The organism is Oceanobacillus iheyensis HTE831 (assembly GCF_000011245.1).
Lineage (GTDB): Bacteria > Bacillota > Bacilli > Bacillales > Amphibacillaceae > Oceanobacillus > Oceanobacillus iheyensis.
Window position 1 is genome coordinate 2868415 of record NC_004193.1, and the last position, 17219, is coordinate 2885633.

The 17219-nt window shown below is 37.0% G+C and carries 14 protein-coding genes and 1 pseudogene; 5 read left to right on the top strand and 10 right to left on the bottom strand.

The window, feature by feature from the left end:
- The first annotated feature begins 82 nt into the window (after positions 1 to 82).
- Together OB_RS14255 and OB_RS14260 are read left to right on the top strand one after the other, a co-directional pair.
- A complete protein-coding gene (locus OB_RS14255) occupies positions 83 to 1624 on the top strand; it encodes an AbgT family transporter (RefSeq protein WP_011067186.1) in 1542 nt (513 codons plus the stop codon).
- Between the two features lie 15 nt (positions 1625 to 1639).
- Positions 1640 to 2059 (top strand): OsmC family protein, encoded by a 420-nt coding sequence (locus OB_RS14260; protein ID WP_011067187.1) that lies wholly within the window; start codon positions 1640 to 1642, stop codon positions 2057 to 2059.
- Between the two features lie 99 nt (positions 2060 to 2158).
- Here OB_RS14260 and OB_RS14265 read toward each other — a convergent pair whose 3' ends face one another.
- From OB_RS14265 to OB_RS14275, 3 genes and pseudogenes are all read right to left on the bottom strand, one after another.
- Positions 2159 to 2950, bottom strand: coding sequence for an SDR family oxidoreductase (locus OB_RS14265; protein WP_011067188.1), 792 nt, complete (start codon positions 2948 to 2950; stop codon positions 2159 to 2161).
- A gap of 97 nt (positions 2951 to 3047) precedes the next feature.
- On the bottom strand, positions 3048 to 3962 hold the full coding sequence (gene bla / locus OB_RS14270; RefSeq protein WP_011067189.1) for a class A beta-lactamase: 915 nt from the start codon (positions 3960 to 3962) through the stop codon (positions 3048 to 3050).
- A gap of 77 nt (positions 3963 to 4039) precedes the next feature.
- Positions 4040 to 5241, bottom strand: a pseudogene (locus OB_RS14275) (M20 family metallopeptidase).
- Positions 5242 to 5595: 354 nt separating this feature from the next.
- Between OB_RS14275 and OB_RS14280 the strand changes: the two are divergent.
- Positions 5596 to 6264 carry an N-acetylmannosamine-6-phosphate 2-epimerase gene (locus OB_RS14280; RefSeq protein ID WP_011067191.1) on the top strand — a complete coding sequence of 223 codons (669 nt, stop codon included), beginning with the start codon at positions 5596 to 5598 and terminating at the stop codon, positions 6262 to 6264.
- A gap of 229 nt (positions 6265 to 6493) precedes the next feature.
- On the opposite strand, the gene OB_RS14285 is transcribed toward OB_RS14280, so the two are convergent.
- From OB_RS14285 to OB_RS14300, 4 genes are all read right to left on the bottom strand, one after another.
- Positions 6494 to 7885 (bottom strand): sugar porter family MFS transporter, encoded by a 1392-nt coding sequence (locus OB_RS14285; RefSeq protein WP_011067192.1) that lies wholly within the window; start codon positions 7883 to 7885, stop codon positions 6494 to 6496.
- Positions 7886 to 8080: 195 nt separating this feature from the next.
- Positions 8081 to 9505 (bottom strand): L-arabinose isomerase, encoded by a 1425-nt coding sequence (araA, locus tag OB_RS14290; protein WP_041544585.1) that lies wholly within the window; start codon positions 9503 to 9505, stop codon positions 8081 to 8083.
- 37 nt (positions 9506 to 9542) lie between these two features.
- On the bottom strand, positions 9543 to 10238 hold the full coding sequence (locus OB_RS14295) for an L-ribulose-5-phosphate 4-epimerase (protein ID WP_011067194.1): 696 nt from the start codon (positions 10236 to 10238) through the stop codon (positions 9543 to 9545).
- 11 nt (positions 10239 to 10249) lie between these two features.
- On the bottom strand, positions 10250 to 11869 hold the full coding sequence (locus OB_RS14300; RefSeq protein WP_011067195.1) for a xylulokinase: 1620 nt from the start codon (positions 11867 to 11869) through the stop codon (positions 10250 to 10252).
- Between the two features lie 302 nt (positions 11870 to 12171).
- Between OB_RS14300 and OB_RS14305 the strand changes: the two genes are divergently transcribed.
- Positions 12172 to 13263 (top strand): GntR family transcriptional regulator, encoded by a 1092-nt coding sequence (locus OB_RS14305; protein ID WP_011067196.1) that lies wholly within the window; start codon positions 12172 to 12174, stop codon positions 13261 to 13263.
- Positions 13264 to 13369: 106 nt separating this feature from the next.
- Here OB_RS14305 and OB_RS14310 read toward each other — a convergent pair whose 3' ends face one another.
- Positions 13370 to 14494, bottom strand: a complete 1125-nt coding sequence (locus OB_RS14310; protein ID WP_011067197.1) for a zinc-dependent alcohol dehydrogenase family protein — start codon at positions 14492 to 14494, stop codon at positions 13370 to 13372.
- Between the two features lie 382 nt (positions 14495 to 14876).
- Between OB_RS14310 and solA the strand changes: the two genes are divergently transcribed.
- Positions 14877 to 16004, top strand: a complete 1128-nt coding sequence (solA, locus tag OB_RS14315) for an N-methyl-L-tryptophan oxidase (RefSeq protein ID WP_011067198.1) — start codon at positions 14877 to 14879, stop codon at positions 16002 to 16004.
- Positions 16005 to 16056: 52 nt separating this feature from the next.
- Here the strand turns inward: solA and queE are convergent, their stop codons facing one another.
- A complete protein-coding gene (gene queE, locus OB_RS14320) occupies positions 16057 to 16779 on the bottom strand; it encodes a 7-carboxy-7-deazaguanine synthase QueE (protein ID WP_011067199.1) in 723 nt (240 codons plus the stop codon).
- Complete coding sequence (gene queD, locus OB_RS14325; RefSeq protein ID WP_041544311.1) at positions 16776 to 17213, bottom strand: 6-carboxytetrahydropterin synthase QueD; 438 nt, start codon at positions 17211 to 17213, stop codon at positions 16776 to 16778. The genes queE and queD overlap by 4 nt, the downstream gene beginning before the upstream one ends.
- Between the last annotated feature and the right edge of the window lie 6 nt (positions 17214 to 17219).

Below are 17219 nucleotides of genomic sequence, written 5' to 3' on the forward strand. Positions count from 1 at the left end.
CAATAAATCAATCTACTAGACATAATTAATCTCATCTGTATACTAGGTTATGTATTTATACTCGTTATATTGGGAGGTAAAAATGAATCATAAGAAACAACCTAAATCGATACAAGCTTTAAATACCATAGAAAAGCTAGGGAATAAACTCCCCCATCCTGTAACAATATTTATTTTATTTACCTTTATTGTTATTGCTTTATCACATATTTTATATCTTATGGGAGTGTCAGTTTCATTCGAAGGTGTAAATAATGAAACAATGGAAAGAGAGACACTTACAGTAGAGGCAGTCAGCTTACTTACACCAGAAGGTATTGCACATATGTTTTCCAGTGTTGTCGGTAATTTCACTTCATTTGTAGCACTAGGACCAGTACTTGTCGCTATGCTCGGAGTTGGAGTTGCTGAAAAAAGTGGATATATTAGTGCTTTAATGACGAATACTGTTTCCAAAGCACCAAGACGTTTTGTTACACCGATAGTTGTATTAATGGGGGTACTATCCAATGTAGCAGCATCTGTAGGATATGTTGTACTTGTACCACTAGGAGCAATTATATTTTTAGGTTTTAACCGCCATCCACTAGCAGGACTTTCTGCAGCTTTTGCTGGTGTAGCAGGTGGGTACTCTGCAAATTTAGTAATCGGTACAAATGATCCTCTATTAGCTGGTATTTCTACAGAGGCAGCGAGAATTTTAGATGCAAGTTATGTTGTTAATCCAACAGATAATTGGTTTTTCATGTTGGCTTCTACTTTCATCATTGTAATTTTAGGTACTATTATTACAGATAAAATCGTTGAACCGAAATTAGGAAAATACACTTCCAATGAAGATTCTAACAGTAATAATACCACGGTAACTCAAGTAGAGAAAAAGGGGTTATTCTGGGCGAACATGTCAATATTAATAACCATTATCGGTATCGCATTATTAGTCATTCCAGAAAATGGACCTTTACGAGGAGAAAATGGAAGTATTATTACCTCTCCATTTATGAGTAGCATTATTTTTCTAATGATGTTAATCTTTTTAATTCCTGGTATTGTTTACGGAATTGTTACGAAGACGGTTCGAAATGACAAAGATATAGCGAGCTTAATGACTTCTTCATTAGAGACAATGGCCGGCTTTATCGTATTGATATTTTTTGCTGCACAGTTCGTTGCATTTTTCAATTATACGAACTTAGGCACTATTATTGCTGTAAACGGGGCAAACCTATTGGAAGCAATTCAATTAAATGGCGTATTCTTACTTCTTGCTTTAATTTTGATTACTGCCATCATTAATTTATTTATCGCAGCTGATTCGGCGAAATGGGCAATAATGGCACCAGTATTTATTCCAATGTTTATGCAGATGGGAATTTCACCAGAGGTAACCCAAGTTGCTTACCGAATTGGGGACTCTGCAACCAATATTATCGCTCCATTAATGCCATTCTTCCCTCTAGTTGTCGCATTTGCTCAGCGATATGGAAAGCAAAACGGAATAGGTACTGTTATTTCCTTAATGCTTCCTCACTCCATCGTATTTCTGATTACGTGGATAATATTCTTTGCAATATGGTACTTACTCGGCATACCAGTTGGACCAGGCACAAGCTTAAACTATTAAGAGAGGATGTTAAATATGAAAGTAACTACTAAATGGATTGGCGGTAGAGCATTTACTGCAACAGGTGATTCCGGTTATGAAGTAAATATGGATGCAACAGAAGCTTATGGTGGCTTAGGGAAAGGCGCTACTCCAACTGAAATGCTTTTAAGCTCCTTAGCAGGTTGTATCGGTATTGATGTGACAATGATATTGAGACCACATCTTGATAAAATAACGAAGATAGAAATTGAAACTGACGGTACAAGAAAAGAAGAAGCTCCAAAAGGATTTACCGATATTGTTGTCACTTTTATTATCGATGGTGATATTGATAGTAAAAAAGTATGGCGTGCAATCAATCTAGGAGAAGAGAAATACTGCTCTGTATCTGATTCGTTAAAAGCAAATATCTCTTTTGAATTAATTTTAAATGGAGAGATTGAAAAAATGTAATCTAAAAAAAGCGCTTAGAGATTAAAGTCAATCTAAGCGCTTTTTTTCCTTTCCTAAATTATAATCCTATTCCACTGTTGCTCTAGTGAAAATGAAAATCTACAACGCCTTCACCATACCGCCATCCACTAATAACGATTGTCCCGTTATATACGTATTCGCACCCGAGCATAGGTATACTACCAAATTAGCGAATTCTTCAGTCTTACCATAACGCCCAATTGGAATGGATGATTCTGCTTTCGATTTTACATCTTCATAACGCATGTCTTGCTGCTTTGCTACAAATTCATCTAAATGTTTCACACGATCGGTTCCAATTCTCCCTGGTCCAATTGTATTAATTAAGATGTTATCTGGAGCTAATTCTTGTGATAAACTCTTCGCCAAACCAACTATACCCGCTCTGAATGTATTCGATAAAATTAAATTATCAATTGGTTGTTTAATAGACGATGAAGCAATATTTACAATGTGTCCACTTCCCTGGCGACGCATATAGGGCAATACCTCACGTATTAACCGTACAAAGCTAAGTAAGTTTAATTCAAATGCATTTGTCCATTCCTCATCACTTACGTCATCAAAGTTACCAGCAGGTGGACCTCCAGCATTGTTAACAAGAACATCTATTGTTTCATTTAATTCAATTGTCTTTACCACTAATTCTTTCACAGATGCTGGATTTGTAATATCACAAACAATATAGCTGACATTGTTATTACCTGTTTCTGAACGAATTTCTTCTTGCGCTTTCTCTAATTCTTCTTGACTGCGACTTGAAATAATCACCTTGGCCCCTTCTGCAGCGAACTGCTTTGCAGTCGCCTTTCCTAAACCTTTACTAGAAGCCGCTACAATTACTGATTTTCCATGTAAACCTAAATCCATAATGTTTTTCTCCTCCTTCTCTAAAGGGAAATTGCTTTTATATTATTGTACCAATAGTTCCATCCCCGTCAAAATATACTGAATTTTATTCCTGTTATTAATTTCTCAATTCCTGCAGCACGATCTCCGTCGCTTTTTCTATTAATTTATCATCATAATCTGCATCTTCTTCATCGCGACTAGACATGATCGCAATAACAATTGGCTCCTCGTCACCTTCTGGCCAAATGATACCAATGTCATTTCTCGTTCCATATCCTCCTGCTCCTGTCTTATCACCAACAGTCCAACCATCAGGTACACCGGCACGAATTAGCGCATCACCTGTCGTATTGTTAATAAGCATGTTTGTGAGAACTTCTCTTCTATCTGCATCTAGCACATCTTCTAATACATATTGTTGAAGCGTTGTTGCCATTGCTTTCGCCGTACTTGTATCACGAATATCACCTGGTTTTGCTTCATTTAGCTCTGTTTCATAACGATCCATTTCAATTGTTTCATCACCAATATCCCTTAAAATAGTCTCTAATTCATCTGGACCACCCATAGCTTCTAAAAGGAGGTTTCCAGCAGTATTATCGCTATATCGAATTGCAGCATCAGCAATTTCTACAAGGGTCATACCTTCATCCACATGTTGCTCGGTAATAGGTGAATACGTAACCAAATCTTCTTCGCTATATGTAATAGTTTCTTCTAATTCTTCATCAGACTTCGTTTGGAGGACGGCCCCAACAGCCAATGGTTTAAATGTAGAAGTGTAGGCAAACCGCTCATTTTCTCGATAGCTAATTTCCTTATCTGCTCCTGTATCTATGGCATACACACCTAGCCTCACATCAAATTCTTCTTCTAATTTTTTTAAATCCTCACTACCTTTATTTAATTCCCCATTGTTTTCTTCTGGAATCCCTTCTTTACTTTCAGCTTCGTTCGAACAAGCCATTAATACAATTCCAACTACCATAAATAGTAATATAAAGCTACTTCTTTTTAAAATACGTATCATCGAGTTTCCTCCTTCCAATCACTAGATTACAAAAAGCTGTGACCCTATTAGAATCTCAGCTTTTTGTAATTTCAAATCTATAGCTCCATTACATTTTCACTCTTACTATTTTCTTGCATATACGTTATTGTCGCTCTGCCTAACACTTTTGCTGCAATAAGTAATCCTCTTTCATCAATATCAAATTTAGGATGATGATGTGGATAGGACTCTTCCTTCCGTTAATCTCTGCTCCCGTAAAGAAAAACGTACCTTTCACCTGTTGAAGATAATATGAAAAATCTTCTCCCCCCATGACCTGAGGTGACTCTTGCACTACTTCTACACCAGGAATACCTTCTGCTAGATTTGCTACAAATAATGTTTCTTTTTCATGAGTAACAAGGGAAGGATAACCTCTACGATAATGCAGTACTCCTTTAGCATTAGCCAACTCACAGGTTGCAGAAACCACTCTTTCCATTTCTGCTTCGATCAAGTCTCGAACACCTTCATCAAACGTTCGTACGGTTCCTTTTAATTCTGCAGTATCTGCAATTACATTATTCGCATTGATTGCTTCAAAAGAACCCACCGATACAACAGCTGAATGTAACGGATCGACCTTTCGGCTAACAATTTGTTGAAGGTTATTTACTAGTTGGCTCCCAATAACAATACTATCCTTTGTTTGATGTGGATATGCGCCATGCCCACCTTTTCCTTGTATATCAATTTCAAAGAAATCCGCAGCAGCTTGCAATGGACCAACACGATAATTCACTTCGCCTAAAGGTGTCTGTGCTTGAATATGCGTACCAAAAATAACATCCACTCCATCCAAGCAACCATCTTCAATCATCAACTTTGCTCCACCAGGAATAACCTCTTCCGCATGCTGATGAATAAAAACAACTGTACCCTCTAATTCTTCTTTCATCCCATTCAATGCTTTTGCAAGACCTAAAAGGGTTGCCGTATGTGCATCATGTCCGCATGCATGCATTACTCCTTCGTTCTGAGATTGAAAAGGTAATCCAGTTTCTTCTTTAATTGGTAACGCATCAAAATCTGCCCGCATCGCAACTGTCGGGCCTGGCTTACCTCCTTGTAAATAAGCAACAACCCCATTTCCACCAACATTTGTACGAACGCGATGCCCTAACTTCTCATGATATTCTGCAATATACTTTGGCGTATGTACTTCTTGAAAAGAAAGCTCTGGATGTTGATGCAGATGTCGGCGTATTTGTACGATTTCTTCGTAAAGGGAATCAAGGGAATGATAAAGATTTTCCATATTTACTACCTCTCTCTAGTGTTTTATTAAAAAATCTGAAAATTAATATATATTATTTAAATATTAGAATTCTGAATCTGCTTTGTCAATGATTCCATATCATTATTTTATTAACACCGATACAGAGTTGCTTATTTCTCATAGAATAGCCTAAGAAGCTTGGATATGGATGCACGCTTAAAATGGTGCATAAATACTAACCTTTCTTTGAGCTCTTTCAATATATTATACTTGTTTTCAGCTACATTCACGCCCATACTAAAGCTACGTTCACACCTAATTAAATATCGATTATTTTACATAGTAGATTCATAAGACACCGTTTTACTATTTATTAAAGGAGGATAATAAAATATGTTAGATCAAATTAAAAATAGCTTGATTGTATCTTGTCAGGCATTACCTGATGAACCATTGCATAGTTCCTTTATTATGTCCAAAATGGCACTTGCAGCGAAACAAGGCGGTGCAAAAGGAATTAGAGCTAATACAAAAGAAGATATTATTCAAATAAAAGAAGAGGTTAATCTTCCTGTGGTAGGAATTGTGAAGAGAGATTATAAAGACAGTGAGGTTTTTATAACTGCTACTTATAAAGAAATTGATGAGCTATTAGAAAGTAATTGTGAAATGATTGCTATAGACGCGACTACAAGAAATCGCCCACAAGATATCAAGCTTCAAGATTTAGTGGATTATACAAAAAGATTAAATAGTGAGGTTGAGTTAATGGCAGATATCGCAACTTTAGAAGAGGCAAAAATTGCAGAAAAGCTAGGTTTTGACTGTATCTCTACCACTCTACATGGTTATACGAGTAATACTTCTAATCACAAAATCTATGATAATGATTTTAGCTTTCTTAAGAACTTACTATCCGAAGTGAAAATACCAATCATTGCGGAGGGAAATATACTAACCCCAGAAATGTTCAAACGATGTATTGAGCTTGGAGCTCATGCATGCGTGGTAGGTGGAGCTATCACCAGACCACAAGAAATAACGAAACGATTTATTGGATAATGACAAAAGGTGAGACAAGAGTAATTGTTCGATTCAAGCCATCCTTTATTTGAAGGTTTAGATCGAATACATGAAGAAGAAGATGAGACAAAAGTATGTAGGCGGCTGGGTGAGGTAACGACGTTTAAGCATCGTTAACTCACCAGCCTCTTTCTCTCATTATCTATCATTCATCTTCTGTTCAAAAATTATGTTGAATCCTCATCTATTATAAAATCTTCAACAGCATTTAAACTGTTTTCTTATGAAGCTGTTTACTTTCTCCTATTTTCTCAATTTCCTCAAGAGAACGACCACGCGTTTCAGGTACACATAATCGAACAAATAGTACACCTAGCAGACAAATCGCACCAAAAATTGCGAAAACTGCTTCTTGTGCCATCGAAGCAACCATAACTGGGAATAATAATCCAACTAAGAAAGATCCGATCCAATTAAACGATGACGCTAATCCCGAAGAACGTCCTCTAATGACTAGCGGGAAGATTTCTCCAACTATAACCCAAGTTAAAGGAGCCCATGTGAACGAATAAAAAGCAACGTAGATACTTAAGAATACAACGATCATCATTGGACTTGCATTCGGGATAACGATATTTAAAATCGCCGGTAATATAAACGATAATCCCATAACAGTTCCACCAAGTGTTAATAATGTACGTCGATTGAACTTGTCAGCAATTAGTAGGAATAGGAGCGAACCTAGTACTAATATTATCCCTTGAATTATCGGCCACATAAGAGCTGAACTTGCTGCATTCCCTGTCGCATTCTCTACAATTAACGGGATGTAATAAAAAATAGCATTTGCACCCTGGAATTGTTGGAAAGCAGCTACACCTAAACCAGCAATTACTAAATAACGATATTTACCGCTTAACAGTGTTCCCCAAGATGTTTTTTGGCTTGCTTTTTCTTCATATTTTGTTGATGCTTGAATTTGAGAGATTTCGCTTTCAATTTTTTCTTTTGGACGAATATAACTCAATACTTTACGAGCTTCGTTTATTTTATTATTTTTGATTAGAAAACGAGGTGATTCTGGTAATCTTAATACTCCGAAGAATAAAATTAACGCTGGTACCGCTGCCAAACTAAGCATTAAGCGCCAAGCCATTGTTTCCGGTAAATCTTTTAATACAAATGCAACGATATACGAGAGTAACATCCCTGAAACTATCATCGTTTGATTAATTCCTGATAAACGTCCACGTAAACGTGCAGGGGCCATTTCAGACATATATGCTGGTACTAGAGCTGAAGCTGCTCCTACAGCAAGTCCTAAAATAATGCGAGATACAATCATAAATAGAATGCCATTATGAGGAGAAATCCCAGCCATAATAGAACCTAGTGCAAAAATAATAGAAGCGATTAAAATCATCTTACGTCTTCCTATACGATCTGATAATTGACCTGATAGCGCCCCTCCAAAGATTGCACCTAGCATTAACGATGAAGTAATCCATCCTATTGCAGTAGGATCGTTTTGAAGATTCCAATCACTTTGCAGAAAAGGTAAAGCTCCTGTCATAACACCAATATCATAACCAAAGAGAATACCTCCAAAAGCTCCAAAAAAATAAATGAACTTACTTGATATTTTCTTATCTTGAATCATTATCATCCACTCCTATACTACTTTAACTAAGAACCGCCAAAATAAACCGCTACCAAAATTAAATATAGTCGATATAAAACGCTTTCATATTAACCATAATACATGGGTTTTTTCTACTATTTAAGTTACATTTATTTCCACTATCAAATTACTTAATTTCATCCAAGGAAGGAGTACTTCCTTGGATGTTTATCCTTACTTAATTACGATATAATCCAATCCTACAAGTTTGGCATACGATACCACTTGATCTGTCGTTAAATTCAAGGAAACAACTGTGTGGTGGCCTCCACCGTTTTCTATCCAAGCCTTCACACCATCTTGGAAATTAGGCTTCACTTCCCAAAGTACACGAGCTACTGGCAAGTTAGGTGCAGGAGTTGTTGGCTCAAATGCATTAACTTCATTTATAAGAAGTTTAAAATGCGTTCCAAAGTCTGCCATAGAGACAACGACACCATCTCCAGCTTTGCCATCGAATACTAGTCTGGCAGGATCTTCACGATCACCTATACCCAGAGGGAAAACAGTAATTTTCGGTTTAGTAGATGCTAAAGTCGGGTCTACCTCAAGCATATGGGATTGAAGAATAGCCTCTTTCCCCTCGGCTAATTCATATGTGTAATCTTCCATAAAGCCTGTGGATTGGTTATGACTCATCACTTTTAGTAAACGATCAAGGGCTGCCGTTTTCCAATCGCCTTCACCTGCAAATCCATAACCTTGTCCCATTAAACGTTGAACCGCTAAACCAGGAAGTTGTTTCATCCCATATAAATCTTCAAAGTTCGATGTGAAAGCATTGTAACCACCGTCATCAAGAAAGCGTTTAATCGCAATCTCATAACTTGCTTGAACTCTGACACTTGCTTCCCAATCGTCTTTACTGTAATCTCCATAATCAAAGTCATAGCTATCTTTGTACTCTGCAAATAAGACATCAATTTCTTCTTCTTTCACAGCATTGACATATTGAACTAAATCGCCAATTGCAAAGTAGTCGACTGTCCAACCAAATTGAATTTGCGCTTCAATTTTATCTCCATCGGTAACCGCAACATTACGCATATTATCACCGAATCGAGCAACTTTAACGTTAAAGCTTTCGTTATATGCTGCTGCTACATCCATCCATTCTGCAATTTGGCGTTGCACTTCAGATTTACCCCAATAACCGACTACAACTTTATTTTGTTTATTTAATCTCGCATTGATAAAACCGTACTCACGATCCCCATGAGCAGATTGGTTTAGATTCATGAAATCCATATCAATGGTATCCCAAGGAATACTTTCATTAAATTGCGTTGCTAAATGCAGTAATGGTTTTTGTAATAGTTTCGTTCCACGAATCCACATTTTTGCAGGTGAGAATGTGTGCATCCATGTAATAACACCTGCAACCTCATCTCGGTAGTTCACTTCTTTCATCACGTTTGTGATTTGGTCGGCATTAATTGCTAAATCTTTCAACACAATTGGATACGGTAGTGCACCACTTTCATTTAACGCATCTGTAACTGTTTGTGCCTGTGCTTTCACTTCTTGTAACGCTTCTTCTCCGTATAATTGTTGAGAACCGACAACAAACCAAAATTCTTTTTCTTTTAATGTAAGCATATTCATCCTCATTTCATAGTTTAATAGTTTCGCTGTATTATTTTTGTCCGTAATAAGCATCTCCACCATGCTTACGTAAATAATGTTTATCTAAGATCCGATCCGGTAATTCCGGTGCAAATCGGTTTAATTCTCGAGCAAATAAATTCATTTTTGCCACTTCTTCTAGTACCACGCTATTCACAACTGCTGATTGAACATCTTTTCCCCAAGTAAAAGGAGCGTGCCCGTGAAGCAAAACACCTGGGATTGCGAAAACATCTAAACCTCGTTCTTCAAACGTTTCTATAATTACACGCCCAGTTTCCGCCTCATATCCACGGTCGATCTCTTCCTGAGTCAAAAATCGGGTACAAGGTACCGCGCCATAAAACGTATCCGCGTGTGTAGTACCCATCACCGGTACATCGAGACCTGCTTGGGCCCAGACAGTTGCCCAAGTGGAGTGTGTGTGAACAATTCCGCCAAGTTCAGGGTAGCGCTTATAAAGTACTGCGTGAGTTGCTGTATCTGATGAAGGATTTAATTCCCCTTCGACAACATTTCCGTCTAAATCAACAACAACCATATCGCTAGCTTTCATTGTTTTGTAATCCACACCACTAGGTTTTATGACAAACAAACCACTTTCACGATCAAAGGCACTAGCATTCCCCCATGTATATTTAACAAGGCCTTGTTTCGGCAAATCTAAATTTGCTTCAAAAACCTCTTCTTTTAATTGTTCTAACATGTCTGATCCTCCTAATTTATCTGTTCAATAAAATGCTCTGCTGCAGCTCCCTCTATAGCTAAACCTTCTTTATAACGTTCCATAAACTTTTCAAAGCCTTCCACATCTAGTCCATCCGGATAAATTTCTTTCGCGGATGCACTTTCAAATACTTTTGTATCAAGAAAATCTTCTAAACTCTCATTTCGCTCTCTATTTCTCATATAAGAAGCTAGAATCGCAACTCCCCATGCACCACCATCTCCAGCAGTGTCCATAACAGAAACTGGAACATTCATAGCAGCAGATACAATCTTCTGTCCTGCTAATGGTGTTTTAAATAAACCACCATGTGCTAGGATGGAATCAATCGTAACTTTTTCTTCTTTCGTCAAAATATCCATTCCAATTTTCAATGCACCAAATGCTGTAAACAAGTGCGTTCGCATAAAGTTTGCTAGATTAAAATTGCTTTCGGGAGAGCGGACAAACAACGGGCGGCCTTTTTCTATACCAGTGATATTCTCTCCAGAAAGGTAACCGTAACTAAGTAAACCGCCACCATCCGGATCCGCTTTCATCGATTTCTTTAACATAACTTCAAAAATTTGATCTGTATCAACCGTCTGCCCCATCGCTTCATAAAACTCACGGAATAAACCAATCCACGCATTGAGATCACTTGAGCAATTATTCGCATGAACCATGGCAACTGGGCTACCACTTGGTGTCGTCACCATATCAATTTCTGGATAAACGTCGGTAAGCTCGTTATCCAATACGATCATGGCAAATACCGAAGTTCCTACGGAGACATTTCCTGTACGCTTTCTAATACTGTTAGTAGCGACCATCCCTGTACCCGCATCACCTTCAGGAGGACAGAATGGGATTCCTGGTTGAAGATTCTTTGACCTATCAATAATTTCCGCTCCAACTTGAGTTAGTCTACCTGCTTCTTCTCCACCAACAAGAATATTTGGAAGAATATCCTCCACTTCCCATGGATACTGTTTACTTTCAATGGTTTTATTAAATCGTTTTATCATGGACTGATTGTAATCTTTCGTTGATTTGTCTATTGGGAACACTCCAGAAGCATCACCAATACCAATCACTTTTTCACCCGTTAATAACCAATGAATAAAACCAGATAACGTCGTAATTACGTCAATACGAGGAAGATGTTTTTCCTCATTTAATATCGCTTGATAAAGATGCGCAATACTCCATCTTTCTGGGATGTTAAACTGGAATAAATCTGTTAATTCTTTTGCTGCAGTAGTTGTTGATGCATTACGCCATGTCCGAAATGGCACTAATAACTCACCAGTTTTATCAAAGGCCATGTATCCATGCATCATCGCAGATACTCCAACAGAACCAATCGTCCGAATAGTAATACCATATTCTCTCTCTACATTTTGCTTCATTTCACTATAAGCTGTCTGCAGTCCTGTAACAATATCAACTAAGTTGTACGTCCAAAAACCATTCTCTAACTCATTTTCCCATTCAAAACTACCAGAAGCTATAGTATGAAAACTATTATCTATTAAAATCGCTTTTATCCGAGTAGAACCAAATTCGATGCCAAGTGACGTTTCACCGTTGGCAATCCATTCTTTGATATGTGCTTGATTTTTCTCCAAGTAAATCCCCTTTCTGAAAACGCCTACATCATTTAATAAAAAAAAGGATACGCTTTCTTTTTTAATATTGGATCTTGTATAATTGTTAAATACAGTTTAATTATTGTACGTACATTTGTCAATTATAAATATATATATATACGTACAAATTAAATTAATAACGAAAGAATTTAATTCTTTAACCTTTTTATGCGACCAAGAGCAATCTATATTCTTTTCAATACCTCGAAACTATGTCAAAATATGTACATACAAGTATAGTGACAGGCTGTTAACACACGAACAATAAGGAAGTGATAATCATGAAACCTAAATATCAAGTCATCATAGATGATATGAAAAGTAAGATTCTCTCAGGAGAATACAGTGTGTTAGATAAAATCCCAACAGAATCCTCCTTGCAACAAAATTATAATGTTAGTCGTCACACAGTTCGTAAAGCTATCCTAGAATTATCTAATGAAGGTTTTTTGCGGAGTGAAAAAGGATCAGGCACTTATGTTAGTAACCTTTACAAAACAAAATATAGTGGTAATACGAACAACAAAAAAACAATTGGTGTAATTACTACCTACATCTCAGATTATATTTTTCCATCGATTATTCGGGGAATTGAACGCAGGTTGAATGAAGATAATTATTCTCTACTGTTGGCTAGCACAAATAATGACGTCGAACAAGAAAAAAAGGCGTTGGAAATGATGTTGTCCTATGGTATAGATGGTTTAATTGTTGAACCGACGAAAAGTAATTTATATAACCCAAATATAGCTTACTATTTACTATTTATGGAACAAGATATTCCATTCATTATGATCAATGCTTACTATGAAGAATTAGATGTACCATTTTTAAGTTTGGATGATGTACAATCCAGTTATCTTGCAACGAATGAATTGATTTTAAAAGGGCATAAGCAGATTGGTCTGATTTCAAAAGAAGATGATTTACAAGGAAAGTTCCGGATGAAAGGGTATATTAAAGCACTCGGAGAAGCAAAATTACGTTTTCAGCCTGAAAATGTGTTCTCTTACAATACCGAAACAAAGGAAAATTTATCGACTGACTTGAAGGATTTTATTAATGAAAATAGAGGTTTTCTCACTGCCATTGTATGTTATAACGATGAAGTTGGTTTAGTTGTAGCCAATTTATGTAAACAGCTCGGGGTATCCATTCCAGATGAATTATCGATTATTGGACAGGACAATTCTTACATTGCTCAAAATGCAAATATCAAACTTACAACCTTGACACATCCCCAAGAGCAAATGGGAAATGATGCCGCAGACTGGGTTATTAAGAAGTTACAGGGAAGCAAAGACGTATCAAACGAATATTACTATCAACCAAGGTTAATTAAAGGGGAAACGGTAAAAGAGCTAGAGAATTAAAGCTAAACTTCATTTAGTTTGGCTTTCTTCCTCCACTGCCTTAACCTCTACCCGATTTTACTCCAAAAAAAGAGTCACTCCTTCACGAAGCAACTCTTGTATTCTACTACATTTTAATAATAATTCTCGACGAATCCCCTTTTGCTAACTTATCAAACCCTTCGTTTATTTCATCTAGAGAAATAAAATCTGTCATCAATTTATCTACAGGTAGACGATCTTGTTTAAATAAATTCATGTATCTTGGAATATCACGGTCAGGTACGCAACTACCAACATACGAGCCTTTTAGTGTCTTCTCCTCAGCAGTTAATGTCACATATGGAAATGAAAATTGATGTTCTGGATGTGGTAAACCAGTGGTCACTGTAGTTCCGCCACGCTTTGTAATGCCATAAGCGACTTCCATTGCTGGGACAGCACCGGCTGTTTCAAATGCATAGTTTACACCGCCATCGGTTGCTTCTTTAATTTGTTGGATAACTGTTTCTTCTGTAGAATTAAAGACATCGGTAGCTCCTAGTTCTTTTGCTTGTTTAAGTTTGTTTTCATTGATATCTACCGCTATTATTCTGGAGGCACCTGCAGCTACTGCACCCAGTAAAGCACTGAGTCCGATTCCACCTAGCCCAACAATTGCAACTGTACTACCAAGCTTCACATTGGCTGTATTCACAACTGCTCCCACTCCGGTTATTACTGCACAACCAAATAATGCGAGTTTTTCAAATGGAATATCCTTTTTTACCTTTACTAAGGAATTTCTAGATACCACTGCAAATTCTGAAAACGCAGATACACCAAGATGATGATTAATCGCTTCACCATCAGCATGTAATCGGATGCCACCACTAATTAATGTTCCAGCAGTATTCGAGTCTGCACCTGGTTCGCATAATGCCGGACGACCTTCTTTACAAGGTACACAATGTCCACAACTTGGTACAAACACACATACAATATGATCTCCTGGCTCTAAATATGTAACCCCTTCTCCAACTTCAACAACCACACCGGATGCCTCATGCCCAAGAGCCATTGGAAGAGGTCTTGGTCGACTTCCATTAATAACGGATAAGTCTGAATGACAGAGACTTGCAGCTTTTATTTGAATTAATACTTCACCAAGCTGAGGAGCATCCAATTCTAACGTCTCTATTTTAATAGGTTTACTTTCCTTGTACGGTGAATCTGCTCCTTGAGTACGTAAAACAGCTGTTTTCACTTGCACATCAATCCACTCCTTGAGTCAGGATAGCTTTTTTAGTATTTTAATAAATTTTCATCTGAGTAAAACGTTGTATTCATCATGCCATTCACTGCATATTTAATTTTCTCTTTTCCAATGCCGCCAGTATTCACAACTATAATATTAACTACTAAGTTGATTGAAATAAGATTATTTAAATCTGAAAAATCAGTATATTATATACACAATTATAACGAAGCAACCACTTTATTGAAAGGTCTTTTATATAAGTTCTTATCGTAATTACATAAAATACGAATTTATCTTTCCCATTTAGGAAATCTGCTCAGTGAAATTATTAATTGAACCCTCAACCACTATCCATTAAAATACTCATATATAAAGGAAAGGAGATGGGGTAATCTTGATTTACGATATTGCAGTTATTGGAGCAGGATCGATGGGCTTATCAGCGGGATATTATCTTTCAAAAGCTGGAAAAACTGTAGCACTGATTGATTCTAATGATCCACCTCATTCAGAAGGTTCCCATCATGGGGAAACTCGAATTATTCGACATGCATATGGCGAAGGAGCAGCATACGTCCCATTGGCATTAAGATCGCAAGAATTGTGGAATGATCTCAATCAAACGTTTAATCAAGATATATTTCATCAGACTGGTGTATTAAATATCGGAGGGGATAATTCTGTATTTTTACAGAATGTGATTCAATCTGTTCGTCAATATAGATTACAAGCTGAGATTCTATCAGCAAAGCAAATCAATAGTAGATGGCATGGGTTTCGGTTACCTGATCATCTAATGGGGGTTTATGAAACGAATTCTGGCGTGTTAATGAGTGAAAAAGTTCTCCAGTCTTATCGAGACTTAGCTACAGCACTCGGCGCCTCCTTTTATACCAATGCATATATTCACCATTTGGATGTAACAAATCAACACATAACAATACAATTATCAAGTGATACGATAAAAGCTAAGCAACTTATCATCACTGCGGGAAAAGGAACAAATCAAATATTATCTTTACTTGGCTATGAGCTACCATTATTCCCAGTTCGAAAGACGTTCTCGTGGTTCAAGACAGATGAATCTATCTATCATTCTGATGCCTTTCCTGCCTGGTCTTTTGATAATGGAAACGAAAAATACTACGGCTTCCCTAGTATTGATAATGCTGGTATAAAAATTGGCAGACATGACGGTGGCCATCCTGTGAAGGCAGATGAAGCCTTGAAAACTTTTGGAACATACCGTGAAGATAAAGAAGATGTTAGTCAATTTGTTCATCGATACATGTCTCCTAATATACAGCACAGCCAAGGGAAGGTTTGCACCTATACAAATACTCCAGACGGTGACTTCATTATCGATCGACTGCCAAACTATCAACATGTACTTGTCGCTTGTGGTTTCTCTGGTCACGGTTTTAAATTTAGCAGTGCCGTTGGAGAATTATTAAGTCAATTGGCAATTCGAGGAGAAACTAGTTTAGATATATCCCCTTTTTCTTTAAATAGATTCGTATAAATGTAAAAAACAAGGAACGCTGGCAACAACGATCCTTGTTTTTTATTATGGGCTACACGCCCCGCTTGTTTCCCCACAAATAGGTGTGCAATTGTGGTAATACACGAACATCTTTTAGAACCTTATTTTCCATCACAAGGTCAATTAACTTTTCATATTTATCTAGCAGGTCCGATAGTAATCTATCATCCTCACTTGCTTCTATATTATCATTCCCTACTTGTAGAAATAATGTAACAAATGGATATCTTACATGTATTTGTTCTGCGTAGGTCAAATCCTCTTGATCAAAAATGACAACTTTCAAACTAAAATGTCCGTCTTGTTCTTTATCTAATCTCTCAATGATGTTATCGAGTGTAGTAAAATTAGTTTTCATTCCTGAGCTTGGAGGCTTGGGGGATAATGTTAAGTCATCCACTTTTGTAAACCAATCTTGCCATCTACTTCCCTGTGTTTCCAAAGCGACTTCTATTTGGTGTTGATGTAATAGATCGACTAATCCATCTATTTGCTTTAATAATGCAGGGTTTCCGCCTGAAATCGTTACATGACCAAATGTATTGCCACCTATATCTTTTAATGAATCAAAAACTTCCTCTGGTTCTAACAGTTGAATCGAGTCTTTTTCCGATCCATCCCATGTAAATTTAGAATCACACCAAGAACAAGAGTAATCACAACCTGCCGTACGCACAAACATCGTTTTTCTACCTATAACCATACCTTCACCTTGAATCGTAGGACCGAATATTTCCAAAACGGGAATCTTCATATTGATTTCCCTCCTTTTGGACGATAAATACAGTAACTGGTAGGAGTTTCACGTAAATAAACTTGGATACACTTCGGCTTATTTTGCAGACCATCTAAATACTCCTGAATGATTTCATATATTTTACGAGCAACAACCTCAGTGGTTGGAAAATCAACTGCTTGCTCATCTGAAAAAGCAGCATCATCATTGATTACTCCATGATCAAAGCGTTTATGAATTAAATTCTTAATCTGTTTGAAATTCACTAAAAATCCAGTTTCATCGAGTTCATCTCCAACAACTGTTATATTCGTAAAATATGTGTGACCATGCATTTGTTGACACTTACCTGCTTGATCATGCGGAATATAATGGGCTGCGGAGAATTGAAAGTCCTTGTTTAGTTCATAAGCATAAGAATGAGGTGTTACAGGATATATTTGCTGCATCATTTCCAC

Bases quoted from the DNA above. Each gene is read 5' to 3' on its own strand.
- OB_RS14255 (WP_011067186.1), top strand. From the start codon at position 83: ATGAATCATAAGAAACAACCTAAATCGATACAAGCTTTAAATACCATA.
- OB_RS14260 (WP_011067187.1), top strand. From the start codon at position 1,640: ATGAAAGTAACTACTAAATGGATTGGCGGTAGAGCATTTACTGCAACA.
- OB_RS14265 (WP_011067188.1), bottom strand. From the start codon at position 2,950: ATGGATTTAGGTTTACATGGAAAATCAGTAATTGTAGCGGCTTCTAGT.
- bla (WP_011067189.1), bottom strand. From the start codon at position 3,962: ATGATACGTATTTTAAAAAGAAGTAGCTTTATATTACTATTTATGGTA.
- OB_RS14280 (WP_011067191.1), top strand. From the start codon at position 5,596: ATGTTAGATCAAATTAAAAATAGCTTGATTGTATCTTGTCAGGCATTA.
- OB_RS14285 (WP_011067192.1), bottom strand. From the start codon at position 7,885: ATGATTCAAGATAAGAAAATATCAAGTAAGTTCATTTATTTTTTTGGA.
- araA (WP_041544585.1), bottom strand. From the start codon at position 9,505: ATGCTTACATTAAAAGAAAAAGAATTTTGGTTTGTTGTCGGTTCTCAA.
- OB_RS14295 (WP_011067194.1), bottom strand. From the start codon at position 10,238: ATGTTAGAACAATTAAAAGAAGAGGTTTTTGAAGCAAATTTAGATTTG.
- OB_RS14305 (WP_011067196.1), top strand. From the start codon at position 12,172: ATGAAACCTAAATATCAAGTCATCATAGATGATATGAAAAGTAAGATT.
- queE (WP_011067199.1), bottom strand. From the start codon at position 16,779: ATGAAGATTCCCGTTTTGGAAATATTCGGTCCTACGATTCAAGGTGAA.
- queD (WP_041544311.1), bottom strand. From the start codon at position 17,213: ATGATGCAGCAAATATATCCTGTAACACCTCATTCTTATGCTTATGAA.